The 24,149-nt window shown below is 59.4% G+C and carries 34 protein-coding genes; 14 read left to right on the top strand and 20 right to left on the bottom strand.

The window, feature by feature from the left end; translation table 11 throughout:
• Positions 1-72 precede the first annotated feature (72 nt).
• The gene (locus ACR0LF_RS16385; RefSeq protein WP_480581593.1) at positions 73-939 is read left to right on the top strand and encodes an alpha/beta fold hydrolase; all 867 of its coding nucleotides are present in this window, start codon (positions 73-75) and stop codon (positions 937-939) included.
• Between the two features lie 47 nt (positions 940-986).
• On the opposite strand, the gene ACR0LF_RS16380 is transcribed toward ACR0LF_RS16385, so the two are convergent.
• A complete protein-coding gene (locus tag ACR0LF_RS16380) occupies positions 987-1,796 on the bottom strand; it encodes a division plane positioning ATPase MipZ (RefSeq protein WP_480581591.1) in 810 nt (269 codons plus the stop codon).
• A gap of 218 nt (positions 1,797-2,014) precedes the next feature.
• On the opposite strand from ACR0LF_RS16380, the gene ACR0LF_RS16375 reads away from it, so the two are divergent.
• Positions 2,015-2,902 (top strand): AEC family transporter, encoded by an 888-nt coding sequence (locus ACR0LF_RS16375; protein WP_480581589.1) that lies wholly within the window; start codon positions 2,015-2,017, stop codon positions 2,900-2,902.
• A 79-nt stretch (positions 2,903-2,981) separates the two neighbouring features.
• The gene (locus ACR0LF_RS16370; RefSeq protein ID WP_480581587.1) at positions 2,982-4,577 is read left to right on the top strand and encodes an MFS transporter; all 1,596 of its coding nucleotides are present in this window, start codon (positions 2,982-2,984) and stop codon (positions 4,575-4,577) included.
• Here ACR0LF_RS16370 and ACR0LF_RS16365 read toward each other — a convergent pair.
• From ACR0LF_RS16365 to rplS, 3 genes are all read right to left on the bottom strand, one after another.
• The gene (locus ACR0LF_RS16365) at positions 4,574-4,801 is read right to left on the bottom strand and encodes a hypothetical protein (protein WP_480581585.1); all 228 of its coding nucleotides are present in this window, start codon (positions 4,799-4,801) and stop codon (positions 4,574-4,576) included. The two genes, ACR0LF_RS16370 and ACR0LF_RS16365, sit on opposite strands and share 4 nt — an antisense overlap.
• A 166-nt stretch (positions 4,802-4,967) precedes the next feature.
• Positions 4,968-5,189, bottom strand: coding sequence for a 50S ribosomal protein L31 (gene rpmE, locus ACR0LF_RS16360; RefSeq protein WP_480581583.1), 222 nt, complete (start codon positions 5,187-5,189; stop codon positions 4,968-4,970).
• 11 nt (positions 5,190-5,200) lie between these two features.
• Positions 5,201-5,584: a 50S ribosomal protein L19 gene (rplS, locus tag ACR0LF_RS16355; RefSeq protein ID WP_010437578.1), complete on the bottom strand. Its 384-nt coding sequence runs from the start codon at positions 5,582-5,584 to the stop codon at positions 5,201-5,203.
• Between the two features lie 370 nt (positions 5,585-5,954).
• Between rplS and ACR0LF_RS16350 the strand changes: the two genes are divergently transcribed.
• Positions 5,955-6,755, top strand: coding sequence for a glycoside hydrolase family 25 protein (locus tag ACR0LF_RS16350; protein WP_480581582.1), 801 nt, complete (start codon positions 5,955-5,957; stop codon positions 6,753-6,755).
• Here ACR0LF_RS16350 and ACR0LF_RS16345 read toward each other — a convergent pair.
• The 13 genes from ACR0LF_RS16345 to ACR0LF_RS16285 all read right to left on the bottom strand — a co-directional run bounded on the left by ACR0LF_RS16345 (position 6,752) and on the right by ACR0LF_RS16285 (position 15,396).
• Positions 6,752-7,177, bottom strand: coding sequence for a hypothetical protein (locus ACR0LF_RS16345; protein WP_480581580.1), 426 nt, complete (start codon positions 7,175-7,177; stop codon positions 6,752-6,754). The genes ACR0LF_RS16350 and ACR0LF_RS16345 overlap by 4 nt on opposite strands.
• Before the next feature lie 134 nt (positions 7,178-7,311).
• A complete protein-coding gene (gene trmD, locus ACR0LF_RS16340) occupies positions 7,312-8,121 on the bottom strand; it encodes a tRNA (guanosine(37)-N1)-methyltransferase TrmD (RefSeq protein ID WP_480581578.1) in 810 nt (269 codons plus the stop codon).
• Positions 8,118-8,933: a hypothetical protein gene (locus ACR0LF_RS16335; protein ID WP_480581577.1), complete on the bottom strand. Its 816-nt coding sequence runs from the start codon at positions 8,931-8,933 to the stop codon at positions 8,118-8,120. Before ACR0LF_RS16335 ends, trmD begins: the two co-directional genes overlap by 4 nt.
• Positions 8,933-9,436, bottom strand: coding sequence for a ribosome maturation factor RimM (rimM, locus tag ACR0LF_RS16330; RefSeq protein WP_480581575.1), 504 nt, complete (start codon positions 9,434-9,436; stop codon positions 8,933-8,935). Before rimM ends, ACR0LF_RS16335 begins: the two co-directional genes overlap by 1 nt.
• 148 nt (positions 9,437-9,584) lie before the next feature.
• Positions 9,585-10,220: a 5,6-dimethylbenzimidazole synthase gene (gene bluB / locus ACR0LF_RS16325; protein ID WP_480581573.1), complete on the bottom strand. Its 636-nt coding sequence runs from the start codon at positions 10,218-10,220 to the stop codon at positions 9,585-9,587.
• A 12-nt stretch (positions 10,221-10,232) separates the two neighbouring features.
• Complete coding sequence (gene rpsP, locus ACR0LF_RS16320) at positions 10,233-10,622, bottom strand: 30S ribosomal protein S16 (protein ID WP_170561254.1); 390 nt, start codon at positions 10,620-10,622, stop codon at positions 10,233-10,235.
• Positions 10,623-10,689: 67 nt separating this feature from the next.
• Entirely contained in the window at positions 10,690-10,986 is a 297-nt protein-coding gene (locus ACR0LF_RS16315; RefSeq protein ID WP_480581570.1) for a chorismate mutase, read from the bottom strand.
• A complete protein-coding gene (locus tag ACR0LF_RS16310) occupies positions 10,983-11,537 on the bottom strand; it encodes a GNAT family N-acetyltransferase (protein ID WP_480581569.1) in 555 nt (184 codons plus the stop codon). The genes ACR0LF_RS16315 and ACR0LF_RS16310 overlap by 4 nt, the downstream gene beginning before the upstream one ends.
• Complete coding sequence (locus ACR0LF_RS16305; RefSeq protein ID WP_480581567.1) at positions 11,534-12,070, bottom strand: GNAT family N-acetyltransferase; 537 nt, start codon at positions 12,068-12,070, stop codon at positions 11,534-11,536. Before ACR0LF_RS16305 ends, ACR0LF_RS16310 begins: the two co-directional genes overlap by 4 nt.
• Positions 12,067-12,615 (bottom strand): GNAT family N-acetyltransferase, encoded by a 549-nt coding sequence (locus tag ACR0LF_RS16300; RefSeq protein WP_480581565.1) that lies wholly within the window; start codon positions 12,613-12,615, stop codon positions 12,067-12,069. The genes ACR0LF_RS16305 and ACR0LF_RS16300 overlap by 4 nt, the downstream gene beginning before the upstream one ends.
• Complete coding sequence (locus tag ACR0LF_RS16295; protein ID WP_480581563.1) at positions 12,612-13,208, bottom strand: GNAT family N-acetyltransferase; 597 nt, start codon at positions 13,206-13,208, stop codon at positions 12,612-12,614. Before ACR0LF_RS16295 ends, ACR0LF_RS16300 begins: the two co-directional genes overlap by 4 nt.
• Positions 13,209-14,717 (bottom strand): signal recognition particle protein, encoded by a 1,509-nt coding sequence (ffh, locus tag ACR0LF_RS16290; protein ID WP_480581562.1) that lies wholly within the window; start codon positions 14,715-14,717, stop codon positions 13,209-13,211.
• 160 nt (positions 14,718-14,877) lie between these two features.
• Complete coding sequence (locus ACR0LF_RS16285; RefSeq protein ID WP_480581560.1) at positions 14,878-15,396, bottom strand: hypothetical protein; 519 nt, start codon at positions 15,394-15,396, stop codon at positions 14,878-14,880.
• Positions 15,397-15,484: 88 nt separating this feature from the next.
• Here ACR0LF_RS16285 and ACR0LF_RS16280 point away from each other — a divergent pair, with 88 nt between their 5' ends.
• Positions 15,485-16,015 carry a prolyl-tRNA synthetase associated domain-containing protein gene (locus tag ACR0LF_RS16280; protein WP_480581558.1) on the top strand — a complete coding sequence of 177 codons (531 nt, stop codon included), beginning with the start codon at positions 15,485-15,487 and terminating at the stop codon, positions 16,013-16,015.
• A 64-nt stretch (positions 16,016-16,079) separates the two neighbouring features.
• On the opposite strand, the gene ACR0LF_RS16275 is transcribed toward ACR0LF_RS16280, so the two are convergent.
• Together ACR0LF_RS16275 and ACR0LF_RS16270 are read right to left on the bottom strand one after the other, a co-directional pair.
• Entirely contained in the window at positions 16,080-16,826 is a 747-nt protein-coding gene (locus ACR0LF_RS16275) for an aspartate/glutamate racemase family protein (protein WP_480581557.1), read from the bottom strand.
• A 71-nt stretch (positions 16,827-16,897) separates the two neighbouring features.
• Complete coding sequence (locus ACR0LF_RS16270) at positions 16,898-17,479, bottom strand: FMN-dependent NADH-azoreductase (RefSeq protein WP_480581555.1); 582 nt, start codon at positions 17,477-17,479, stop codon at positions 16,898-16,900.
• A gap of 120 nt (positions 17,480-17,599) precedes the next feature.
• Here ACR0LF_RS16270 and ACR0LF_RS16265 point away from each other — a divergent pair, with 120 nt between their 5' ends.
• The 3 genes from ACR0LF_RS16265 (at position 17,600) to ACR0LF_RS16255 (ending at position 19,929) form a co-directional block, all read left to right on the top strand.
• On the top strand, positions 17,600-18,478 hold the full coding sequence (locus ACR0LF_RS16265) for a LysR family transcriptional regulator (protein ID WP_480581553.1): 879 nt from the start codon (positions 17,600-17,602) through the stop codon (positions 18,476-18,478).
• Entirely contained in the window at positions 18,475-19,389 is a 915-nt protein-coding gene (locus tag ACR0LF_RS16260; RefSeq protein ID WP_480581551.1) for a DMT family transporter, read from the top strand. Before ACR0LF_RS16265 ends, ACR0LF_RS16260 begins: the two co-directional genes overlap by 4 nt.
• A gap of 126 nt (positions 19,390-19,515) precedes the next feature.
• On the top strand, positions 19,516-19,929 hold the full coding sequence (locus tag ACR0LF_RS16255; protein WP_480581549.1) for a universal stress protein: 414 nt from the start codon (positions 19,516-19,518) through the stop codon (positions 19,927-19,929).
• Here the strand turns inward: ACR0LF_RS16255 and ACR0LF_RS16250 are convergent.
• The gene (locus tag ACR0LF_RS16250) at positions 19,926-20,261 is read right to left on the bottom strand and encodes an ArsR/SmtB family transcription factor (RefSeq protein ID WP_480581547.1); all 336 of its coding nucleotides are present in this window, start codon (positions 20,259-20,261) and stop codon (positions 19,926-19,928) included. The two genes, ACR0LF_RS16255 and ACR0LF_RS16250, sit on opposite strands and share 4 nt — an antisense overlap.
• Positions 20,262-20,343: 82 nt before the next feature.
• Here ACR0LF_RS16250 and ACR0LF_RS16245 point away from each other — a divergent pair, with 82 nt between their 5' ends.
• The 6 genes from ACR0LF_RS16245 to ACR0LF_RS16220 all read left to right on the top strand — a co-directional run bounded on the left by ACR0LF_RS16245 (position 20,344) and on the right by ACR0LF_RS16220 (position 24,010).
• A complete protein-coding gene (locus tag ACR0LF_RS16245) occupies positions 20,344-21,255 on the top strand; it encodes a DMT family transporter (protein WP_480581545.1) in 912 nt (303 codons plus the stop codon).
• A gap of 184 nt (positions 21,256-21,439) precedes the next feature.
• A complete protein-coding gene (locus ACR0LF_RS16240; RefSeq protein ID WP_480581544.1) occupies positions 21,440-21,772 on the top strand; it encodes an AtpZ/AtpI family protein in 333 nt (110 codons plus the stop codon).
• Between the two features lie 2 nt (positions 21,773-21,774).
• A complete protein-coding gene (locus ACR0LF_RS16235) occupies positions 21,775-22,533 on the top strand; it encodes a F0F1 ATP synthase subunit A (protein WP_480581543.1) in 759 nt (252 codons plus the stop codon).
• Positions 22,534-22,581: 48 nt separating this feature from the next.
• Positions 22,582-22,806: a F0F1 ATP synthase subunit C gene (locus ACR0LF_RS16230; protein ID WP_005981269.1), complete on the top strand. Its 225-nt coding sequence runs from the start codon at positions 22,582-22,584 to the stop codon at positions 22,804-22,806.
• A gap of 86 nt (positions 22,807-22,892) precedes the next feature.
• Positions 22,893-23,444 (top strand): F0F1 ATP synthase subunit B', encoded by a 552-nt coding sequence (locus tag ACR0LF_RS16225; RefSeq protein ID WP_480581541.1) that lies wholly within the window; start codon positions 22,893-22,895, stop codon positions 23,442-23,444.
• A gap of 5 nt (positions 23,445-23,449) precedes the next feature.
• Positions 23,450-24,010 carry a F0F1 ATP synthase subunit B gene (locus ACR0LF_RS16220; protein ID WP_480581539.1) on the top strand — a complete coding sequence of 187 codons (561 nt, stop codon included), beginning with the start codon at positions 23,450-23,452 and terminating at the stop codon, positions 24,008-24,010.
• Positions 24,011-24,149 lie beyond the last annotated feature (139 nt).

Raw genomic sequence — 24,149 nt, 5'->3', positions numbered from 1 at the left:
TCCTCGCATCAAGTCTATGCCAACAACCTAATGACCTCACAACTCAATGCTATTTCGTATTAGGAGAACAAATTGACCGAACACATAACCCTCAGAGATGGTAGAACGCTCGCTTTCAGCACTTACGGCGACCCAGATGGAACACCGGTGATTTTTAGCCATGGGTTTTCAGACTCTCACGTCATTCGTCAGCCCGACGACAGCCTAACCGCTTCGCTTGGTGTGCGTTGGATTGCAGCAGACCAGCCCGGTGTCGGCGGGTCGAGCCCGAAGAAGGATCGGAAAATGATCGATTGGGGCGCTGATATGGAGGACCTGGCGGACCATCTTGGCCTCGATACATTCAACGTCGCGGGTCATTCCGGAGGCGGCCCCCACGCTTTGGCGGTGGCATTTCACATGCCCGAACGTGTGCGCAAGGTTGCGCTCGCGTCTCCGGTGGCGCCATTCGATGAACCCGGCGTTACCAAAATGCTGGTACTCAAGGATCTGAAGACCATCGCGAAACTGCGCCATCTGACTGTATTGATCCGCTGGGCAGAGCGTATGGGCGCGAAAAGTGCTTTGAAGGACATCCCTTCATATGTGGAATCTGTCGTTGACCAAATGCCCAACGAAGCCAAGACAATGCTCCGCAATCCAGAGCAGCAAGCCTTGTTCGAAGAGAACTTTCGTCTCGGTTATCAACAAACCGAGGAAGGCGTTTTCGAAATGACGATGGCTCTTTGGGACTGGGGGTTTTCGCCAAAGGAGGTCCAGCAACCAGTAGAGATGTTTTATGGGACTGCGGACGACATTATCTCACCGGAGATGCCTCGACACCTCTGCTCCGAGCTTCCCAACTGCACAGCGCACGAGTGGGTGGACGCAGGACATTATGGGTTTGTTGACCGCGAACGGTGGAGCGAATTTGTCGGCGCGGTCGCAAGTTTGCCTTAGCAAGTCAACGTTGGCTATGTCCTAAAACCGATCAGCACGGTAGTTGATCAGAAATCGATCTCAACACCCGGCAGGTTCAGCTCTTTCATCATGTCGCGCAGCTCTTGCCGGGCCGCGATGTTCGAGATGTTCAGTTGCTTGACGCCGATATCCTTGAGGTCCAGCAGGGTCAGGCCGCGAGGGAACAACTCGCGGAAGATAACCCGTTCGGAAAAGCCCGAGGCGACGCGGAAGCCGATGCGCTGTGAAAGCATCTCGATTGCGCGTTGCATCTTTTCCTTGTTGACCATGCGCTGCGTACCGACCCGGTTGCGAACCACGACCCAGTCGATGGGCTTCAGCCCGGCCTGTGCCCGCAATTGCCGCGCGTTCCAGACCATCTCGGAATAGACCGAGGGGCCAAGGATTTTTTCGCCCTTCGAGTCGATCCGCGCCAGCAAGTCAAAGTCGATGAAACTGTCATTCAGCGGCGTGATCAGCGTATCGGCCAGCGAATGCGCCACCTGGCTGAGACGGGTATGAGAGCCCGGGCAGTCGATCAGGATGAAGTCGCTGTCGCTTTCCAATTGGGAAACAGCAGCGGACAGGCGATGGTCATAGATGTTTTCACCCGGTTGCAACGTGGCGGCATCGATCTCGGGCAGATCGTGATGGCGTGGGCTGGGCAGCGTCAGGTCCGAGCTTTTGAGAAAGTTGTTCCGGTTCTCGAAATAGCGTCCCAGACTGCGTTGCCGCAGGTCCAGATCCAGCGTGCTGACCTTGTGTCCCAATCGGGCCAGCGCGGTTGCCACATGCATCGACACGGTCGATTTGCCTGCGCCACCCTTTTCGTTCCCGACCACAATGATATGTGCCATGCTTGTATTCCCAAGTCTTGCCGTGTTTCACTACACGTTGTTGGCAGCCACTATATGTTGTGTCGCCTTCGATGAAAAGAACCTCAAGCGGCGCTTTCGGGCAATATCAGACTCTAATTTGGAAAACCCTGCGCAACGCGCGGGTTAGACAGGGGCGCTTGCCAAAACATTGTCCCTGATTCACAGTCTGAACACGGTTTCGGCAGGGAGAATACGGCTTGGAACACCTGTTCCTGAACGTTTTGAACGTGGTTCTGCCGGTTCTGATCTGCGCCGGGGTGGGCTATGGCCTTGCTGTGATTCAGGCGCCATTCGACAACAAGGTGATCGGCGGGATCGTCTCAAAAGTCGGTTATCCGACACTGATCATCTCGCATTTATCGACCACCACACTGGCGGTAGGCACCTTTCTCGACATGATGGCGGCGGCCGCTCTAGCGGTGACAGGGTTCGGAGTGTTGGGGTTCGTGGTGCTCAAGGCACTGCGCCTTCCGGTGCGGGCGTTTCTGACGCCGCTGATGCACGGGAATGTCGGCAATATCGGGCTGCCGATCACACTGCTTGCGCTGGGCGATGCGGGCATGGCTTATACGATGGCTTTTGTCGTGGTCGTGCTGATCAGCATCTTCACCGTGGGCATGTGGATTCCGGCCGGAGAGTTCTCGCCAAAGAAACTGGCGACTTCGCCGATAATCTACGCGGTTGCGTTTTCGCTGATCCTGATGACGACGGGAACCAGCCTGCCGCAACCGATTGCCAAATCCTTTGACATACTGGGCGGGTTGTCGATTCCGCTGATGCTGCTGACGCTGGGCCATACCCTTGCGACATTGCGGGCAAAAAGTCTGGGCAGGGCCGTTTTGCTGACGGTTCTGCATCTGGCAATGGCGGTTCTGATTGCCGCTGCCCTGATCTGGTTGTTCGGGTTTACGGGCGCTGAACGCGGTGCGCTGATCCTGTGCTGCCTTATGCCGTCATCCGTGGCGACCTATCTGTTCATTGACCAGCATGTGCCTGAATACGGACCTGACGTGGCCGGGTTTATTCTCGTGTCAACGCTCAGCACAATCCTGGTTCTGCCGATTGCGCTGTCCTACTGGATCTGACGCCACCCTATGCGCAGGGGCAAAAATCGCTAAACTGCTGAATAATTGTATTAAACAATCCTAGTCCGAGGGCAATTTCATGCGCAACAAGACCTCGACAGATGTATCACCGCAGTCCCGCGCCCGTGTGGTGCTGGCGATGACGGCGATCTGCATGATGGTCGTGGGGTTTAACACCACCGCTGTGACCACCATCCTGCCCAACCTCAAGGCCGAGTTCGATCTGACGCCCTCGGGGCTGCAATGGGTGATGGCCACCTATTCCGTGGCCAGTGCCACGCTTGTTTGCATCGTCAGCCGCCTGGGGGACATCACTGGCAAGATGGGGGTGTTCTTCTTCGGCATGATTGTCTTTGCCATCGGGTCGGCCTCGGCCCTGTTTGCGCAGGATGGGGCGATGCTGCTGTTCGGGCGCGGTGCGCAAGGGGCAGGCGCGGCGGCGCTGTTCGGCACCTCATTGTCCCTGTTGACGGCGGCCACACCCGAGGAGCAGCGCGCCAGCGTCACAGGCTTTTGGGGCGCGATTGTCGGCCTTGCGATCGGTGTCGGCCCAATCGTCGGCGGCGCGTTCGGGCATTATGTCAGCTGGCGCGCGGTCTTTGCAGTTGACCTGCTTTTGCTGGCGATGGCGTTCGCCATCGGTCTGCATGTCAGCAAACGGAAGTATGTTCCCGACACGCGCCTTGCCGGGGCACAATTCGATTATGCGGGGGCTGTGGCCATCCTGTTTTTCCTGGGGCCCTTGTCCTTTGCGCTTAGCAATGGGGAAAGCGGCGGGTGGACCTCACCGCTGACACTTGTGCCACTGGCCGTGGCAGCGGTGTCGACAGTGGCCCTTGTGATCGTGTCCCGACGCAGCGACGACCCGCTGATCGAGCTGCGGTATTTTCGTCATCCGCGTTACTTCATGGCCGCAGCGGGCATGTTCTTTACCGGCTTCACACTGTTCTGCTTCTTTGTCTATTTCAACGTTTTCGTCCAATCACCGGATGCCTTCGGGTACTCGTCCATCGGCGCGGGGTTGGCGATCATGCCGCTCAGCCTCAGCATGTTCGTGATCTCGGTCGTCGCGCCCCGCTTTCTTGCCCCCTACAGCTTTCAGTGGCCGGTTGCGTTTGGCCTTGGGGCGATGGGGATTGGGTTCCTGCTGCTGATGGCGACCGAGAACACCACGCAATACTCGGAAATCTGGTGGAAGCTGCTGATTGTCGGGGTTGGGCTGGGCATCTGTTTTTCCCTGCTGCCGCGTCTTGGCCTGCGCCTGTTGCCCGAAGAACATGTGGGGCAGGGGTCCGGTGTCATCAACGCCTGCCTCTATTTCGGGGCGACCCTGGGCGCCGTGGTCGGAGGGCTGGCCGAAGCCATCACCAGACGTCGGGGCCTGTCCGAAGTGATCGATGCGCTGCCCGCTGGTTCCACCCAGCGTCAGGATCTGGCCCATGCTTTGACACACGGAACGCCGGGCCAGATTCAACAACTGATCGCCGGGATGGACCCTACAAGCGGGGCTGCATTGGCCAAGGCCCTGCGAGATTTGCAGGATAACGCGTTCGACAGCGCCATGCTGGTGGCAGCAATTGCGGCGCTGACCGGAATGATCCTTGCGTTACTACTGCTGCGCGGACCGGTGCCGCCTGTGCATAGCGCGGCGGACCTGACCCGCGATCCGAACTAACCGCCCAGGTACACCCCGTTTTTCGGGCGGTAAAACACCTTTTGGTCGTGCAGCTTGCCCAGAAGATCGTGAATGCGCCGCAGAGTGTCTTCGCGATCGACCTTGCCGTCCTCGACCTCATCCAGCGCGGCTTGCGACAAGGACGCGACCGAGCTGCGCAACGCCGTTTCGATCAGGTCCATATCCTCGATCGAAAGCTCGATCATGTCATTGTATTGGGGCATGTCGTTAATCTCCGTGGCAGCTGAACCTGGGTCACCATACAGTGTATCACCTCCGGGCCTTAACCGAAAACGCGATTTCCGGAGTGACCTCATCAGGCCAATGAAGGCCGAAAAAAGAAAAAGGCCGCCCAAAGGGACGGCCTTTCGCATTTGAATCGGGACAGGCTTAGAAGCCCAGACCTTCGTATTTCTTCTTGAATTTCGAAACACGGCCACCAGCGTCCAACAGGCGGGACGAACCACCGGTCCATGCCGGGTGCACGGAGGGGTCGATTTCCAGTGCCAGCTGGTCGCCTTCGCTGCCCCAGGTGGATTTCATCTGAACCACGGTGCCATCGGTCATTTTGACGTCGATGATGTGGTAGTCGGGATGGATGTCTTTTTTCATCTTTCCGCTCCTTACGCCTCGGCGCCAGCCTTGGGCTTGTAGTTGGTGACCTCTGCGATACGCGCGGATTTACCACGACGCGAGCGCAGATAGTACAGTTTGGCGCGACGGACGCGGCCACGGCGGACAACGGTGATGCTGTCGATGTTGGTCGAATGCAGCGGGAACACGCGCTCCACACCTTCGCCAAACGAGATTTTGCGGACGGTGAACGAACCGGCGATGCCGTTGCCACCTTTGCGCGCGATGCAGACGCCTTCGTAGTTCTGCACACGGGTACGCGACCCTTCGGTCACTTTAAAGCCGACACGGATGGTGTCACCGGCTTTGAAATCGGGGATGTCTTTCCCCAGGGCGGCAATCTGTTCCGCCTCAAGCTGTGCGATCAGGTCCATCGCATTCACTCCTATCTGCTCGTGGTTGGTCCACGAAGTTTGGGCACGGCCTGAGAGCTCTTGGTCTTCACCGGGTCCTGCGTACAGCCCGCCAGAGGTCAGATCGAATGTTCCTTTGGTCCGGTTCGATCCGACACGTCCATGCAGAAGAAAGCGGGACGCCATGCCGTGATGCAAACCAAAACACCGGAGTCGCAGGAAGCGGCACCGGATTGCGGTCGTTTAAGGGTATTGCGGGCAGGGATCAAGAACAAATTGCGCGTCCCGGCGGTGGGAATCCGCCTTTGCGAAACTGTACCGTTGCCATAGCGGCCAGATCAGGCATTCTGAAGGAAATTGAAAGAGCAGAAATTTCAGACAGGAACCAATGATGCGAATTGCATTTGCGCTGGCGGTTACGGCTGCTTTGCTTATGTCGTGTGGACGCGGCGGCCCGAAACCCCAGATCGTGGAACCAAGTCCGGGCGTGGACAGGACAGCACCGTCCGTGATCTACCCCGATTTCGGCGATGCCGACCCGCATGACTGGGAGGGCCGCCATCCCGGGCACTACCCGATCCACGGCTTGGATGTCTCACGCTGGCAGGGGCCGATTGACTGGCGCAGGGCCAAAGCCTCAGGGGTAAGCTTTGCTTTTATGAAAGCGACCGAGGGTGGCGATGTGGCCGACCCGCTGTTCGACGAGCACCGGCGCGGGGCGCAGGCGGCGGGCGTGCCTTGGGGGGCCTACCACTATTACTACTTCTGCCGATCGGCCCGGGAACAGGCGCGCTGGTTCATCCAAAACGTCCCCAAAGGGGCAGACCTGCCGCATGTGCTGGACATGGAATGGACGCCGCATTCCAGAACCTGCACATTGCGGCCCGATGGCAGAACCGTCCGGGCCGAGGCGCAGCGTTTTCTGGACATTCTTGAACGGCATTATGGTCGCCGCCCGATTGTCTATACCACCGTGGATTTCTTTTCAGACACCGATATCGGTCGCCTGCCCAAGACCGAATTCTGGCTGAGATCCGTCGCTGGCCACCCGCGCCAGGTCTATCCCCGAACGGTATGGCGGTTCTGGCAATACACCGGCACCGGGCTGGTGCCGGGAGTTCAGGGCAAGGTGGACATCAACACCTTCAACGGTACGCCAGAGACCTGGGCCAGCTGGAAAGCCGGGCGTTAGCTGTTCGGTGTTCCGTAGGTTTCGATGGTGCCGCCGCTGACCAGATGATCTAGCCGACGCTCACGCTCTTCCCCAAAGGCATTGCGCACCCAGAATGATTCGCCTGCGCTGAGTTCGCGACGCTCGAACCCGCGCTCGCGCAGGCAGCGATCCACCTGATCGATTTCACCCTGCGCACGCAGCTCGTCCTGAAACGGAGCTGTGACCGCAGGCCCGATAATGATGCCCCAGAGAAGAATGTTGGTGGCATAACCCCCGATGACCGCGCTGTTGCCGCCCTCGTCAGCTTCCTGAGAGCAGGAGTCAACCGCAACCCGTGCCGCGTGCAAATTGTAACCGGCTTGTGTCGGAACGGACATACCAAGAGGTTTGGTGGTACAGGCGGAAGCAACCAGCAACGCGCCAAGCAATAGCTTTTTCATTATGTCGTCAGTCTCACTAAAACGTTTTCCAAAATCGTATGGAATTCAAAAGTGATTAAATTGAGGCGCGCTCAACTTCAAATGGCATTCTGACATACATTGGACCTGCGGCATGTCCGCCACATTCCGTGTCCTTAATCCGGTGCCTCGTCGCTGTTTTTCACGTATTCAGCCCAGATATCGGGACGCCGTTCGCGGGTCAGATCCTCGGCTATGTTATGACGCCACTCGGCGATGCGGCCGTGATGGCCGGACATCAGAACCTCAGGGATCGCACGGCCTTCCCACTCCGCCGGGCGTGTGTATTGCGGGTGCTCCAGCAGGCCCGAGGAAAAGCTTTCCTCTTCGGTCGACGCCTGATTGCCCAGTACGCCGGGGATCAGGCGCACGGTTGCATCGATCAGGGCCTGTGCAGCGATTTCCCCGCCGGTCATGACGAAATCGCCCAGCGACACCTCTTGCACGCCGTAATGCTCCAATACACGTTCGTCCACACCTTCGAAGCGGCCACATAATAAGGTCATCCCGTCACAGCGGGCGAGGTTCTGCATCATCCGCTGGTCCATGCGACGCCCACGCGGGCTGAGGTAGATCAGCGGCCAATTCCCCTGAATGCCAGCCATGCTGTGTTCGATCGCATTGCCCAGCACGTCTGCTCGCAACACCATTCCTGCACCACCCCCGGCAGGGGTGTCATCCACGTTGCGATGCTTGCCGACACCGAATTGCCGCAGATCCACGGTCTCCAGTTGCCACAGCCCCTCCTGCAGGGCCTTGCCGGTCAAGCTTTCACCCAGAACACCGGGGAAGGCTGACGGGAACAGCGTGATGATCTTGGCTTTCCACACCCCATGGAGGTCCGGGGTTGGGGTCATCAGCTCACGTGGCTTCAGGGTCGGACGGATCGCCTTGCGGCCATGGGATCTGCTGGGTTTGTCTGTCATGTCTGGCGGGCCAGTTCGTTCTGCGCGGATTGAATCACAGCCTTCTTCTGGGTGATCATGGCGGCTTCGTCCAGCGATGAACGGTTCAGGGCCAGCAATTCTTGCAGCACATCGGTGGAAAATCCGGGGCTTGTCCGCGTTGGGCCGACAAGCTGCGTGGATTTTTCACGTGGCAGGTTCAGGAATTCCGCCAAAGGGGCACCTGAGCCAAGTCTGTGGCTCTGAACCTCTTCCATCCATCCGGTCCGCACAGTTACCGATGGCAGCCGCTCCTGAATCCTGTCCACCGTGTCCTGCAAGGGCGGCAAATGGCCAAGGTCGTCGCAATAGTCGTCCAGATCCTGAACCAGGCGGGAATGCTGCAAATCATGCGCCCAGAGGCTGCGCAACCATTGGTCGCGCTGGCGCAAGGACAGGTAGACAGTAATCTCCATTTCCTGCCCCACGAAACGGCGGCGCACCACGCTGACCAGAGTATTCGCCAGTTCCGGCGCAGCGCCATAGCCTTCGCTTTTGTTTCTGCTGGGGCGCAGGCCCAGAAAGTTCTCTTCGCTCAGGATCAGCCCGCGCCGTGTCCCGAAATTCAGACCGTCGAGGAATTCGCGCATCTGGCCACCGAACCCTGCCAGAGTCGCATCCAGACGATAGATCGAATGGCGTGTGGCTGCCTCGCTCAGCCCCAGCTTGCGCGTTTTATACGGAAGAACCAGCGAATAGCGCGGCCAGATCAATTCCCGGTTTTGATACAGAAAGGACTGTGCTGCAGTCATGCCTGTCTTGTGCAGGCCCAGATGCAGCAGGACCCGACGCATCAGATCAGGCCTTCGGGCGGGTCGGCCACGATACGGCCTTTCTCAAGGTCCACTGTGGGCACCACCTGCAGCGTGAAGGGCAGCAAAACGGTGGCTTTCAGGCCCGGCCCATGCAGTTCCAGCAGATCAGCGGCACCGTGGTTCTGTACGGATTTGATTTTGCCCAGCAGAGTGCCGCCGGTGTCATAAACCTCAAGCCCGATCAGGTCGGTGTGGTAGAATTCATCATCGGGAAGCGAGGGCAACTGATCGCGCCGCGCAAACAGCCTTAGACCATTCAGGGCATCCGCCTGTTCCTTGGTTTCAACCCCGCCAAGACGCGCCGCAAAGCCGTTCTTGATCGCGCGTGTCAGAACCACCGGATAGCGTTCCTTGCCCGCTTCATCGGTCAGTGGCGAATAGGCCTCGATATCCTCGGGAATCGCGCAAAAGCTTTTCAGGCGCACTTCGCCGCGTACGCCATAAGACCCTGCAATGCTGCCGACGCAGATCAGATCACTCATGGGCTGCCCCCGCTGTCAAACAGATCCCGTTTCTCCATTCGCCAAGCCCTTCACAGGCTTCGCGCTGATTGTTGCGTTCAAAGAACACGCCGACAATAAAAGCGATCAGCAACAGAATGGGAAGTCGTATCAATCCGAACATAAGGCCTTACCGTATCTCGATCTTCAGGTCTTCGGCCCGGTTTTCCCAGCCGACCTGCTCCAGTTCAGGCGTATCCGATACGTTTTCCGGCCATCCGACACAGAAGTATCCGATCAGACGCCAGTCATTCGGGATGTCCAGATCGCGCATCATCTGCTCGGGGTTCAGGATTGAAACCCAGCCCAGCCCCAATCCTTCGGCCCGCAGGGCAAGCCAGAACAGGGTGATGGCGGAGACGACGGAATAACGCCGCATCTCGGGCATCGTACCTGCTCCAAGACCCATCCCCTTGTCAGTGCTGTCGTCGCAGAAGACGGCCAGTTGCACCGGGGCTTCTTGCATTCCGGACAGTTTCAGGCGGCTGTAAAGCTGCGCCTTTTCGCCGGAATACCCCGCCAGAGCGTCGTCATTGGCGGTTTGAAAATTCTTCAGCGCCGCAGCTCTTGCCGCTTTGCTTTCGACGCGGATCACGCGCCAGGGTTCGCTGAGCCCCACCGAAGGCGCCAGTCGAAATGCGTCGAGGCAGCGCGCCAGCACTGCCTCGTCCACAGGATCGGTGCGAAACCGGCGCACATCGCGCCGGAGCCGCAACAACAGTTCGAACTGCGTGCGAAAATCGTCGGTGAAAGTCTGATCCCGCACGCGCCCGCCTGCTTATTCTTCTGCCGCTGCTTCTTCAGCAGGCGCAGCAGCCGCTTCGGCAGCTTCAGCAGCCTTTGCCGCTTTCTCTTCCGCGCGTTCCTGAGCTTTCTTGCCCGGTGTACCCTTGTTGGGGTTGTTGCGCTCGGCCTTGTCGCGTGTTCCGGCGGCTTCCAGCATACGCGCGATACGGTCGGTGGGCTGAGCGCCCTGATCCAGCCAGTACTGAACGCGCTCCATGTTCATTTTTACGCGCTCTTCGCTGTCTTTCGGCAGCAGCGGGTTGTAGGTGCCCAGTTTCTCGATGAAACGGCCGTCGCGGGGCATACGGCTGTCAGCCGCAACGATGCGATAGAAGGGACGTTTTTTCGAGCCGCCGCGGGCGAGACGAATTTTCATTGCCATGGTGGTATCTCCTTTGAATGGCATCACGCCAGAGGCGTGTCTTTGTTTGAGCCGGCGTGGGTGCCGGTTAGTTCTGGTGTTTCTTATGGTGTCGGATGACTTCCTGAATGATGAAATTCAGGAAAGCCTTGGCGAAATCGGGGTCCAGATCGGCCTCTTTCGCCAGGTCTTCTAACCGTGCGATCTGCGCGGCTTCGCGCGACGGATCGGACGGGGGAAGGTCGTGTTCGCCCTTGAGCTTGCCAACGGCCTGGGTGTGCTTGAACCGCTCGCCCAGCGTATAGACAAGGATGGCATCCAGCCGGTCGATGCTCTCGCGATGCTCTTTCAGCAGCGCCGCGGCGCGTGTCACGGGGTTGTTCATTGGCCAGTCCTTTCGGCGGTCAAGGCGGGTTCAGACAAATCGATTTGCGGGTGCCGCCAGATCTGGGCACGTTTGCCCAACAGCTCGGCGTCCTGATCTTCCAGCGACGCGCCAAGACGCCCAGCCAAAGCGCGCGAACGGTCGTTGGCATGCGCGATATAGCTGATGACGCCATTCAGCCCCTGATGACGGGCGGCATACTCTCGCGCGGCTTTCGCGGCTTCAAAAGCCAGCCCCTTGCCCTCGGCTTGTTCCATCAGTGTCCAGCCCAGCTCGGGTTCCTTCCAACCCGGAGCATCAATCATGCCTGCCCAGCCTACGAAATCACCACTCGACTTTTCGGTCAGGTGCCACAGGCCAAAACCATTCAGAGACCAATGACCCAAACGTTTAACCAGTGCGTCCCAGCTGCCAAGCGAGTCCTTCGGCCCGCCAACCATATGGCTGCGCTCGGTCGCAAAAAATGCGGTCATCGCGGGCAGATCGTTCAGATGCGGCGCACGCAGGATCAGACGCTCGGTCTCGATTTCAGGGATCGTGAAGGTCGTCATGGGCGCATCTCCGACAATTGGTCGGGGCCGGGATGGCGATAGACCATTTCGGTGGCGTGGGTGACGTTTTCATAGCTGCGTTCGTAATGCGCACCCATCCGCTCGGCCAACGCGACAGAACGATCATTGCCGGGCATGATGTTCGAGCTCAGGGTTTCAAAACCCAGCACTTCATAGCCATAGCGACGGATCTCTTCCGCTGCTTCGCGGGCATAACCCTTGCCTTCGCTGCCTTCGAACATGACCCAACCCAGTTCGGGTTCGGGCCAGCCTTCGGGATACCAGAGGCCAACGAAACCGACAGGCTCTGCGGCGCGCGTTTCTACCATCCAAAAGCCATAGCCGTGCAGCACCCAGTGGCCGATCATGCTGGCAAACCAGCGCCAGGCTTCATTTCGGCTCAAAGGACCGCCAAAGCCCCAACTGCGGTCCTTGTCGGCAAAGAACTTTGCGACGTCATCGAAATCGCGGGCTTCGGGGCCACGCAGGATCAAACGCTCTGTTTTCAGTGTCGGAATTTGGAGGTCGATCATGCGTAAGCCTCCATCCCGCCGTTCACCAGATCGGCCGGGGCAGGGTGCCGCCAGATCTCGGATTTGCCGAACTTGGGGTGATCGTAATGATACTCGAACTCAGCACCCAGCCGCTTGGCCACCGCCTTGCTGGCGTGGTTGTCCAGATCGATCAGCGAGATTGCTGTCTCCCAACCCAGAACGTCATAGGCATAGGCGCGCGCGGCCAACCCGGCCTCGGTCGCATAGCCCTTACCAGTGGCATGGTTCAACAATGTCCAGCCAACCTCGGGTTCCGGCCAGCCGTCGGGGCACCACAGACCGACCCGCCCGACATAGGTTCCGGTGTCTTTTTCCTCGACACTCCAGTACCCGTAACCGCGCATCGCCCAATGCCCCAGCAGCGAGGCGACGACCCGCCAAACCTCATCCCGGCGCAGCGGGCCGCCGACGAACTTTGCGGCATCACTGGCGAAGAACGCGGTATCCGCGTCGACATCGGCCTCGGACGGTGCGCGCATGATCAGGCGCTCGGTCTCAAGTGTGGGGATGTTGAGCAGCGTCATGTGCTAGCCTCCATCCCACCGGGTTTGTGGCGGAAAACACAAACTGGCGCGTCGAAAGCGGCCTCGGCCCGCTGGTCGCGTGTCGCGCCGACGCGTTCGGCGAGCTTCGCTGAGCGCGTGTTCGCAGGGTCCACGTAGCTGACCAGCGAAGGCAGGGCATGCGGGCCCAAGGCAAAATCCCGTGCGGCGGTAACAGCTTCTGCGGCGATGCCCTGGCCTTCGGCCTCGGTTGTCAGCAGATAGCCAAGCTCGTGCTCGTGATCACCGAACTCCATCCCGGTAGAAACAAACCCCAGTACCCTGTCATCGTCCCGGTCAACGATGGTCCAGAGCCCGGCACCCCGCAGCAGCCAGCCAGCGACGTACTGCATGAAATCCAGCCATGCACCCTCACGATCAAATGGCCCGTCCATGTACCGTGCGCGGTCAGACATCAAAATGTCAGCATACTTATCGAAATCGCCAATCACCGGCGCACGCAGAACCAGCCGCGCGGTTTCAAGCCGCGGCAAAGCTGCGCCCAGCCGCCCAGACAGGGCGGCTGCAGGGCCGGTGGCCGGAGCCTCCCAGGGATATGCCGATTGGGCGATCACTTACTTCTTCTTCCCGAAGCCGCTGAGGCCCGGAGGCAGACCCATGCCGCCGCCCAGACCGGGCAGGCCGCCGGGCATCTTGCCGCCCATCGCCTTGGCCGCCTGTTCCAGCGCCTTGGGATCCATGCCTGCGGCCATTTCCTCGGGCGACGGGCCGCCTTTGCCGAACATGCCCTTCATGGCCTGTTTCAGCATCTTGCCTTTGCCCATTTTGCCCATCTTCTTCATCATGTCCGACATCTGCCGGTGCATTTTCAGCAGCTTGTTGAGGTCGCTGACCTCCATGCCCGAACCGGCGGCGATGCGCTTCTTGCGGCTGGCCTGCAGCAATTGCGGGTTGGCACGTTCGCGTTTGGTCATCGACTGGATCATGGCGATCTGCTGGCGCAGGATTTTGTCGTCGAGCCCCGCCTGATCCATCTGCTTGGCCATTTTGCCCATGCCCGGCATCATGCCCATCATGCCCTGCATGCCGCCCATCTGGATCATCTGTTCCAGCTGCATCTTCAGGTCGTTCATATTGAACTGACCTTTGACCATGCGCTTCATCATGCGCTCGGTCTGTTCGATCTCCATCGTTTCCTGGGCCTTTTCGACCAGAGCAACGATGTCGCCCATGCCCAGAATACGACCGGCGATCCGGTCCGGCTCGAAGGTTTCCAGGGCGTCCATCTTCTCGCCCAGACCGACGAAGCGGATCGGCTTGCCAGTGACTGCGCGCATCGACAGCGCCGCACCGCCGCGCCCGTCACCGTCCATACGGGTCAGGACCACGCCCGAGATGCCGACCTTGGCGTCGAACTCCTCGGCCACCTCGACGGCGACCTGGCCTGTCAGGCCGTCGACGACCAGCAGGGTTTCACGCGGGTCAACCACGTTGCGGACCTGCTCGACCTCGTCCATCAGCACTTCGTCGATGTGCAGACGGCCCGCGGTGTCGAGCATGTAGACGTCATAGCCGCCCAGCGTTGCCTGCTGTTTGGCGCGCTTGGCGATGTCGACCGGCTTTTGGCCCGGAACAATCGGAAGCGTATCCACACCGACCTGTGTACCAAGAACCGCCAGCTGATCCATCGCCGCCGGGCGATAGACATCGAGCGAGGCCATCAGGACCTTCTTGCCTTCTTTCTCTTTCAGGCGCTTGGCGAGCTTACCGGTGGTGGTCGTCTTCCCCGAGCCCTGCAGACCAACCATCAGGATCGGGGCAGGCGGGTTGTCGATCTTCAGCTTGCCGGGGTCTTCCTCGCCGCGCAGGGTGTCGACCAGCTCGTCATGCACGATCTTGACGACCTGCTGACCGGGGGTGATCGACTTGGTGACGGCCTGACCGGTCGCCTGTTCCTGTACTTTCTTGACGAAGGCGCGCGCCACCGGCAGCGAGACGTCAGCCTCAAGCAGGGCAACGCGAACCTCGCGCAGGGCGGTCTTGACGTCCTCTTCGGACAGCGCGCCTTGTTTCGTCAGCCGATCAAAGACGCCAGAGAGGCGTTCGGATAGATTTTCAAACATGCCTTCGGCCTCCTATGCCGGTTATCTGGTGGCGCCTCCTAGATAGGATGCGCCGGTTAAATGCACAAACGCCCCCACGGGCGAAACTCGCTGGTGGGGGGCGATCCCTGAACGACTCAAGGGACCGGAAGGGTCGTCTCTTCCGGATGTTTGCGGCGATTTAGGCCGATTGGCTGGCAGAGTCAACCTTGCGCGCGGGCAGCCAGTCATTGACCGCGTCGACCATCCGCTGCGCGCCGCGTCCGCTGACATAGGCTTCGACAATCGGATGTCGTCCGGCGCTCATGCCCTTTCCCAGGATCAGAACCGGACGATGCATCTTGGACGTGGTCCCGTCGCGGGAAGAGGTGGTGGTTTCCACCTCGGCATGGGACAGGTTCGACAGCTCATGTTCTACAGTGTCATATCCAAAGAGCGATTGGCGACGGATCAAAATGCTATTGCTGTTGCGATCCAATATGACCTGAACGCGGCGCACAAAGACGCAGAACGCGCCAAAGCCTAACCCGCCACCGAACAGCGCAAAGATAGAGCCGAACCAGATGCCCTCGCCGCCTTCGGTCGCCATGAAGAGGCCTGCGCCGACAAAGCAAAGGATAAAGACGACCAGCATGATGCCGATCAGCCAAGGTGTGTTGGACAGGATCAATTGATCTGGGGTGTTGCGCGTCACTTTCATGGCGGCACGCTACCACTGAATTCTGGCACTGTCGTGACTTGAATTCGTCGACGTGTTGCGCGATGAGCGCGCCAAACAGGAGGTTCCCATGGACGCGTCATCTGCTTTTCAGGATACTTTGCCGCTCAGTTCCGACGCGCTGTTGGCGCAATTGGATGCGTGGGGCCTGACCTATCGGTTGCATACACATGTTCCGCTGCGCACTGTCGAGGATGCCAAGTCCGTCGAGGATCAGTTCATGGTGCCGGGTGAAAACGCCCTGCGGGTCAAGAACCTGTATCTGCGCGACAAGAAAAAGCGCAACTATCTGGTGACGCTGGAACAGAGCCGCGAGATTGACCTCAAGGCGCTGGGGGCCGAGCTTGGCATTGGCAACCTGTCCTTCGGCTCGGCAGACCGTCTGTTGCAGAACCTGGGCATCCGTCCCGGCGCGGTCAGTCCGCTGGCGATGATCAACGGGGTTCAGAATGACGTGCGGTTCTTCATGGACGCCGCCGCCCAACAGGCGGATGTCATCTACATGCATCCGTTGGTCAATGATCGTACCGTTGCGATGTCGCGCGATGATCTGATGGCGTTCTTCGGTCGGATTGGGTGCGAGGTGACCTGGCTGCCGTAAGGAACGCGCCTTGCGGCGCGTGTCTCCGACGGAGGTATTTTTGAACAGAAGAAGGGGCGGGCGGTTATTGCGGCTCGCTCAGGGCTTCGTTCAGGGCTGCGGCGACATGCGCAGCTGACGGGTTGACGAACAGGTGCCCGGCGGCCTCGAATACCGGATCGTCCAGATGGTCGGGAAAGGCCAAGGGCAGCTCGGTACAGGCCAGCAGGATCGCGGTTCCGGGGGTTGCGTGTTTGCTGCAAAAGGCCAGCAGCCGCGCGCGAGCCGTGTCGGACACACCACCGTAGAAATCACTGTCGATCATGGCCTGCATTTCGGAAATCTCGGGTTCGGGCAGTCGCTCATTCGCCGTGATGCCCTCGGCGGCCAGACGATCCGCATAATTGGTGGCCTGCATTGTCACGGTTGTTCCCAGAACCAGAGCTTTGGACGCGCCGGTGCCTGCCGTGGCGTCGGCGGTTGCGTCAAAGATGCTGAGGATGGGCATGGAAATACCTTCTCGGATCGCATGAAGGCGCGCGTGAGGCGTGTTGGAGGCGATGATGCCGAAATCGCAGCCCGCACGTTCCAGTGTCAGCAATGCATCTCGGAACACCGCGTCAAACCTCGCCCAGCTGGCCTCATCCCCGGCGACGCCGCGCAAGGCGCGTGTTTTGGACTGCGTGACGGATTCGATCGTCATCGGAGGGATTGGCAAGGGAGAGCCATAGCCGCGTTCCGCGTGATAACGCCCCGCCCCTTCGGCAATCGCCCGGTAATAATCAACGGTCGAGGCCCAACCTACACCGCCCAGAATGCCGATTTTCTTCATTTGCCCGTCCAGTCTGCCAGCTACATCTGAGCGGCAGACTGGACGTTTCCGGGTTCATTGACCAGAGGCGATCAGGCAGCAAGCTCCTCAACAGCCTTATGGGCACTTTCCAGCGCCGCGTCGGGGTTCACTGCCATCTGATCCGCGGCGATGATCTCCACGTCGTGAATGCCGATAAAGCCTAGAACATAGCGCGCGTAGTTGGTGGCGAAATCTGCATCAGAGCCGACTTGGACACCGCCCGAGGCGACGGCCAGAATGGCGCGTTTCCCATCCAGCAAGCCTTTGGGGCCAGTTTCAGAGTAAGCAAAGGTCAGCCCTGCGCGTGCGACCAGGTCGATCCAGGCTTTGAAGGCGGCAGGCACCGAGAAGTTGTAGATCGGCAGGCCGATGACGATGGTGTCGGCGTCTTGCAGTTCGCCCACCAACTCGTCGGACAGGGCCAGCCGATCGCGCTGTACATCGTCACGCTGATCGGCAGGAGTGAAGTTGGCGGCAACCCAGTCTTCGGTCAGCAGGGGCAGCGGGGTGGCCAGATCGCGGCGAATGATGCGGTCTGCGCCCAGTTGCTTGACCACGCGGTCGGACAGATCGCGGGTGGTCGAGTCTACGCGGCGGGCGGATGAATCGATATGAAGGATGGTATTGGGCATTGTTCAGGTCCTTTGGATCAGGGAAATCTTGTTCCGGTCCCAATATGATTGTTGCACCTGCGAACAAAACTCGGATATATCAACAGTAATTGTTAGAAATTGCACAGTGACGACATTGCCATGGACAATTGGGATGAAGTGAGAACCGCCTATCAGGTCGCGCGGATGGGTACGGTCAGCGGCGCGGCCGAGGTCCTGGGGGTGCACCACGCCACCGTGATCCGGCACATCGACGCGATTGAATCGCGGCTGGGCGTCAAGCTGTTTCAGCGCCACGCGCGGGGCTACACGCCGACCGAGGCGGGTGACGATCTGCTGCGTGTGGCACAAGCCACCGAGGATCAGTTCAATCAGCTTGTCGGGCGAATGAAGGGCCGGGGTGACGATGTCTCGGGCGAATTGGTCGTGACCTCGCTGGGATCGCTTGCGCCTCTGATCGTGCCGACACTCAGCGCGTTTCAAAAGAAACACCCGGAGCTGATCGTGCGATACCTGACCGGTGACCGGTTGTTCCGTCTGGAATACGGCGAAGCGCATGTAGCCATCCGCGCGGGATCAGCCCCCGATCAACCCGACAACGTGGTCCAGCCCTTCCATCAGCAGGAAGTCGGTCTTTATGCCAGCACGTCCTATGTCGAACAATTTGGCAAGCCGTCTGGTGTCGAGGATTTCGGCAACTATCATTTCGTCAGCTCTGATGATGAAGACAGTCGCGCCCCGTTTGCCCGGTGGTTGCGCGGGGCGGTACCTGCTGAATGCATCACGTTTCGCTGCACCAACAATTTCAGCATACGCGAAGCCGTGCTGGCCGGGGCCGGAATTGGTTTCATGGCCCGCTGGGAAGCCGCCCGTCACGACAATCTGGTCGAGGTGATGGACCCGCTCCCGGAATGGTTCGGCCACCTTTGGCTGGTGACTCATGTGGATCTGCACCGCACCACCAAGGTGCAGGCCTTTTTGAGCTATCTGAAACAAGAATCCAAAGGCTGGCAGTCGTGAGCCCTCAGGCGCGTGGCCATATGGCCATGCTGATCTTCTCGGCCCTTGTTGCGGGCAGTTTCTCGCTGGGGTCGATGATTGCCAATGAGATTGCCCCTGCCGCACTGAACGCGGTACGCTTTGCCATTGCGGCTGTGGTGATCGGCGTGGTGGCTCTGGCGACAACCGGCCTGCCTAAGAACGCTGTGCTGGCACCGTGGCGCTATCTGGTTTTGGGCGGGCTGTTTTCCACCTATTTCGTGCTGATGTTCTACGGGCTGCAAACCGCCCCACCGGTCAGTGCTGCGGCGGTATTCACCCTGACACCCGTCGTTTCGGCCCTCGCAGGATGGGTTCTGCTGCGCCAGATCACCACGCCCCGCATGGCGCTGGCCTTGACCATTGGCGCGGCGGGCGCGTTGTGGGTGATTTTTCGGGCCGACTGGCAGATGTTTCGCGCCTTCGAGATCGGCAGCGGCGAGATCATCTATTTCTGGGGTTGCGTCGCCCACGCGATCTACACACCCATGATCCGAAAGCTGAACAGGGGAGAGCCCGCAGTGGTGTTCACGTTCTGGACACTGGTTACCGGATGCCTGTTACTCACAGTGTTTGGGTGGTCCGACCTGATGACAACCGATTGGGCGGCGCTTCCCGCCATTGTCTGGATCGGGTTGCTCTATATTTCCTTCTTTGCAACGGCCGCCAGTTTCGTGTTGGTGCAGTTCTCATCCCTCTGGCTGCCTTCGGCCAAGGTGATGGCCTATACCTATCTGGTGCCCAGCTGGGTGATCCTGTGGGAAATCGCGCTGGGTCAACCTGTGCCCACCGGTTTGATCTTCGGCGGCGTGGCGCTGACAATCATCGCCTTGCTGATGCTGCTGAAAGAAGAAACGCCGCGCAGTGCGCCCGTTCAGCACGCTTCGGACTGAAACCTGTTCCAGACTAAAACAGCGCGCCACGGTAAAGCATTCCGAAGGTGGAATTTGATTGAGCCAGATCAAGGCGCGACCGTGACGCCTCTTTTACCTTTGTACCAACGGCTAAAGGAGGAGATCATGTTCAAACATATCATGTTGCCGATTGACCGGCATCTACCGCCCGAGGTTCGCAAGGCCGCCGATATTGCCGCGCAGGTGGCGAAATGGCAGGGGGCCAAAATCACTCTGGTCAGTGTCACCGGGGCCCATATGGGTGAATCCACCGACACCGAGGCCGAGATCGACAAGGAACTGGCCACCTTCACCGAACGACTGGCCGCTGAGGGTGGGGCCGAGGTTTCCATACGCAAAATTCACTCGGTCGACGTCGCAGCCGAAATCGACAGCGATCTGACCCGTGCTGCGGAAGAGATTGGCGCAGATCTGATCATTGTGGGCACCCATGCGCCGCGGATTACCGACTATATCTTTTCCAGCCACGCCGGTTACCTGGCCAAACATGCCAGCATGTCGGTCTTTGTGGTGCGCTAGGCGTCGTCCGACGTCGGCAGTTCCACTTCCAGAAACCGTTCGAACGCGTCCAGATTGACGGGTTCGAACTGCCCGAACCCCTGCATCCAGACCGAGGCTGCACGCAGGGCGTCGGGTTCCAGCTTGCACCATTTCACCCGCCCGCGTTTTTCCTGACTGATCAGACCCGCTTTGGTCAGTATGACCAGATGCTTGGAAATCGCCGCCAGCGACATCTCGAATGGCTCGGCTACATCCGTCACGGCCATATCATCCTCCAGCAGCATCGCCAGAATGGCGCGGCGGGTGGGGTCGGCGAGGGCTGCAAAGACAGTGTCGAGATCGTTGGACATGCCCTTTCCTAAAGCGCAGGAACCGGTTTGACAATTTCCGCCATCGGGTCACTGTTCCCCGGAATAGGGATTGGAGCGGGCGATGGCGCTGAAATATTGGCTGGTGATCTGCATCCTCGGCATCGGCTGGGGCATGTCCTTCATGTTCAACGCGATCCTGTTGCGCGAATTGGGCCCCCTGTCGGTGTCGATGGGACGGGTCGGTCTGGGTGCGCTGGGGTGCTGGGCCTATGTGCTGGGTGCGCGCTTGCCGGTGACGCTGAGTTTGAAGCGAGCCATCGGGCTGCTGGGCTTCGGTGCGCTAAGCTACGCGGCCCCCTTCGCGTTCTATGCCCTCGGGCAGCAGCATATCGGCGCGGGCGTGGCCGGGATCGTAAACGCGACAACACCTGCCTTCGCGGTCATCGTCTCACATTTCTGGCCGGGAAGTGAGCGCGCGACCCTGCTCAAGTCCTTGGGTGTGATCTGTGGTTTTGCCGGTATCGTGGTGTTGTCCTTGCCGGTTTTGCAGTCTGGCAAAGGATCCGAGTTCTGGGCGATCCTGCTGACCCTTTGCGCGCCGATCTGTTATGCGTTTTCGGTGAACATCGCGCGGGCCTTTCGCGATATGCCACCGGTGGTTCTGGTGGCGCTGGCCCTGACCGGCGCAACCCTGGCCATCGCACCGCTGGCCCTGTGGCAAGAGGGGCTGCCCCACGTGACCCGACCCGAAACCTGGGCCTCGCTGTTCATGATCGGATTCGTTCTGACCTCGGCGGCCTTCATCGTGTTTTATTGGTTGCTGCCGAAAGTGGGGCCGACCAATATCTCGACCGTGACGCTGATCGCGCCTGTCTCGGCTCTGGTGCTGGGAACATGGGTGCTGGGCGAAACTTTGCGGCCCGAGCATCTGCTGGGCATGGCCGCGATCTTTGCGGGTCTCATACTGATCGACGGGCGGGTTCTCAGACCCTTGCGACGAGGGGTGTCAGATAAAGATCAACCAAAAGGTTGAATATCCTGAATCCCGTCAACACAGGCTATGTGGCTGATCTGGATGCGTCTGGTGCAGGTGCAGTGTGTTAAATTTCATAATAAAAACAGACTTCTAAGCTGCGTCAATTCGAGCGTTCAACACCGTTGACTCTGCGCCCTCCGCGCCTTAGCACCGTGCCCAAGACTGTGCGAGGGAAACGCCCGTGACCGATGACGACCAAAAGCAGCGTATGGCGCAGCTTGAGGCCAAGATCGAGGCGGCGAAAAAGGCCAAAGCGCCAAAGCCTCGTGCGGATGCTGACGTGTCCGGGGGCGAGCTTGCCTGGAGGATGGTCATCGAAATGGTTTCCGGTCTCGGGATCGGATTTGGCATCGGATACGGGCTGGACAGCCTGCTCGGGACGATCCCGATCTTTCTGGTGCTGTTCACATTGCTGGGCCTTGTCGCGGGCGTGAAGGTTATGCTCCGCAGCGCGAAAGAGGTTCAAGAGAAACAAGCGGCCTCAACACAGGCCGAGAAGGACGAGAGGGACTGAACGTGGCAACTGAGACCACCGCAGCAGAAGGCAGCAGCCTGGTATTCCACCCGATGGATCAGTTCATCGTCAAGCCGCTGTTCGGCGACGGCGCGGTTGGCATGTTCACCGTCACAAACGTGACCCTTTGGCTGTTCTTTGCGATTGTCGCCATCGTTCTGCTGCTGGTCGTACCGACGTCCAAGCGCGCGATTGTTCCGACCCGGATGCAGTCGGTGGCCGAGCTGGCCTACGGCTTTATCTACAAGATGCTGGAGGACATCTGCGGTAAGGAAGGCGTCAAGTTTTTCCCCTATGTCATGACACTGTTCATGTTCATCGTCTGCGCGAACTTCCTGGGCATGATCCCCACGTCCTTCACCACCACATCGCATTTTGCCGTGACCATTCCGCTGGCGCTGGCCGTGTTCCTGACCGTGACTATCCTGGGTTTCGTCAAGAACGGCGCCGCCTTCCTGGGTTTGTTCTGGGTCTCCAGCGCACCCTTGGCGCTGCGCCCTGTTCTGGCGATCATCGAGCTGATCTCGTACTTTGTGCGCCCGGTCAGCCACTCCATTCGTCTTGCCGGTAACGTCATGGCAGGCCACGCCGTGATCAAGGTGTTCGCAGGCTTTGCCGCGATTTCTTTGATCTCGCCCGTGTCCGTTCTGGCGATCACCGCAATGTATGGCCTTGAGGTCCTTGTGTCCTTCATTCAGGCCTACGTATTCACCATTCTGACCTGTGTTTACCTGAAAGATGCGCTGCATCCTTCGCACTAAGGTCCGATACCCCAACATCGAAACTTCCAATTCGTAAGGAGATACATCATGGAAGGCGATCTCGCACACATCGGCGCAGGCCTGGCAGCAATCGGTTCCGGCGCAGCCGCAATCGGGGTGGGCAACGTTGCAGGCAACTTCCTGGCCGGCGCCCTGCGCAACCCTTCGGCGGCTGCTTCGCAGACCGCAACCCTCTTCATCGGTATCGCATTCGCAGAAGCGCTGGGCATCTTCGCATTCCTGGTCTCGCTGCTGCTGATGTTCGCCGTCTAATCTGCGGAACCTGATCCTTACGCGCAGGTGGGCCCAAGCCATAGCGGCCCACCTGTTGTAAAGACAACGTTCCGACGGAGGACATCATGGCGACTGAACCCATTAGCGAAGAAGTAGTAGGCTCGTGCGTCGATGCCGGTGGTTCGGCCATCGGGATGCCGCAGCTCTGCTTCGATTGGTTCCCCAACCAGATTTTCTGGCTGGTCATTACGCTGGTCGTCATCTTTCTGGTCCTGTCCCGCGTGGCTCTGCCCCGCATCGCGGCAATCCTGGCTGAACGTCAGGGGACCATTACAAATGACCTGGCTGCGGCCGAAGATCTGAAGGCCAAGGCGGTCGAGGCCGAAGAGGCCTATAACAAGGCGCTGGCCGATGCCCGTGCCGAAGCGCAGCGTATCGCTGCCGAAGCACGCGCTGAAATCCAGTCTGGTCTGGATGACGCAATTGCCAAGGCGGATGCGGAAATCGCTGCAAAGGCGGCTGAATCGGAAAAGGCAATCGCCGAAATCCGTGCCGGCGCGCTGGAAAGCATTCAAGTGGTTGCCAAGGATACGGCGGCTGAACTGGTAACTGCGCTGGGCGGCGAAGCGGATGCTGATGCCATTGCCAGTGCTGTCGACGCGCAGACGAAAGGATAAGTGACATGCGGAACACTCTTGCCCTTATCCTGACTTTCGGTGCGGCGACCCCGGCCTTTGCGGCCAAAGGCCCGTTCTTCTCGCTTGGCAACACCGACTTTGTCGTCCTTCTGGGCTTCATCGTCTTCATCGCGGTCCTGTTCTACTTCAAAGTCCCCGGCATGATCGGTGGCGCGCTGGACAACCGGGCCGAAGGCATCAAGGCCGATCTGGACGAAGCCCGTGCCCTGCACGAAGAAGCCCGCACCCTGCTGGCCTCGTACGAGCGTAAGCAGCGCGAAGTGCAGTCGCAGGCTGATGCAATCGTCGCAGCTGCCAAGGATGATGCGGTTCTGGCTGCTGAACAGGCGAAGGTTGACCTTGAAAAGTCAATCGAACGTCGTCTGGCCGCTGCTCAGGACCAGATCGCCTCGGCTGAGGCTTCTGCCGTGAAAGAAGTGCGCGATCAGGCGATTTCGGTTGCGGTTTCCGCGGCAAGCTCGGTTCTGGCCAAGCAGATGACTGCGGCACAGGCCAACAAGCTGATCGATGCGTCGATTGCAGATGTGGGCACCAAGCTGCACTGACGGGTGACCCCGACAGAAAAGTGATACAGATGACCCGAGAGCTTTTGGCTGTCGGGTCTTTTGTTTTTGGCGTGCTTCTGCTTCTCTTGTTGGACACTCCGAATCCTGCAACCTGATGGGGATCAGGTTGACAGGAGCG

The sequence above is a fragment of the Ruegeria sp. E8 genome, assembly GCF_056533985.1.
This window is presented reverse-complemented; position numbering and strand designations above follow the sequence as displayed.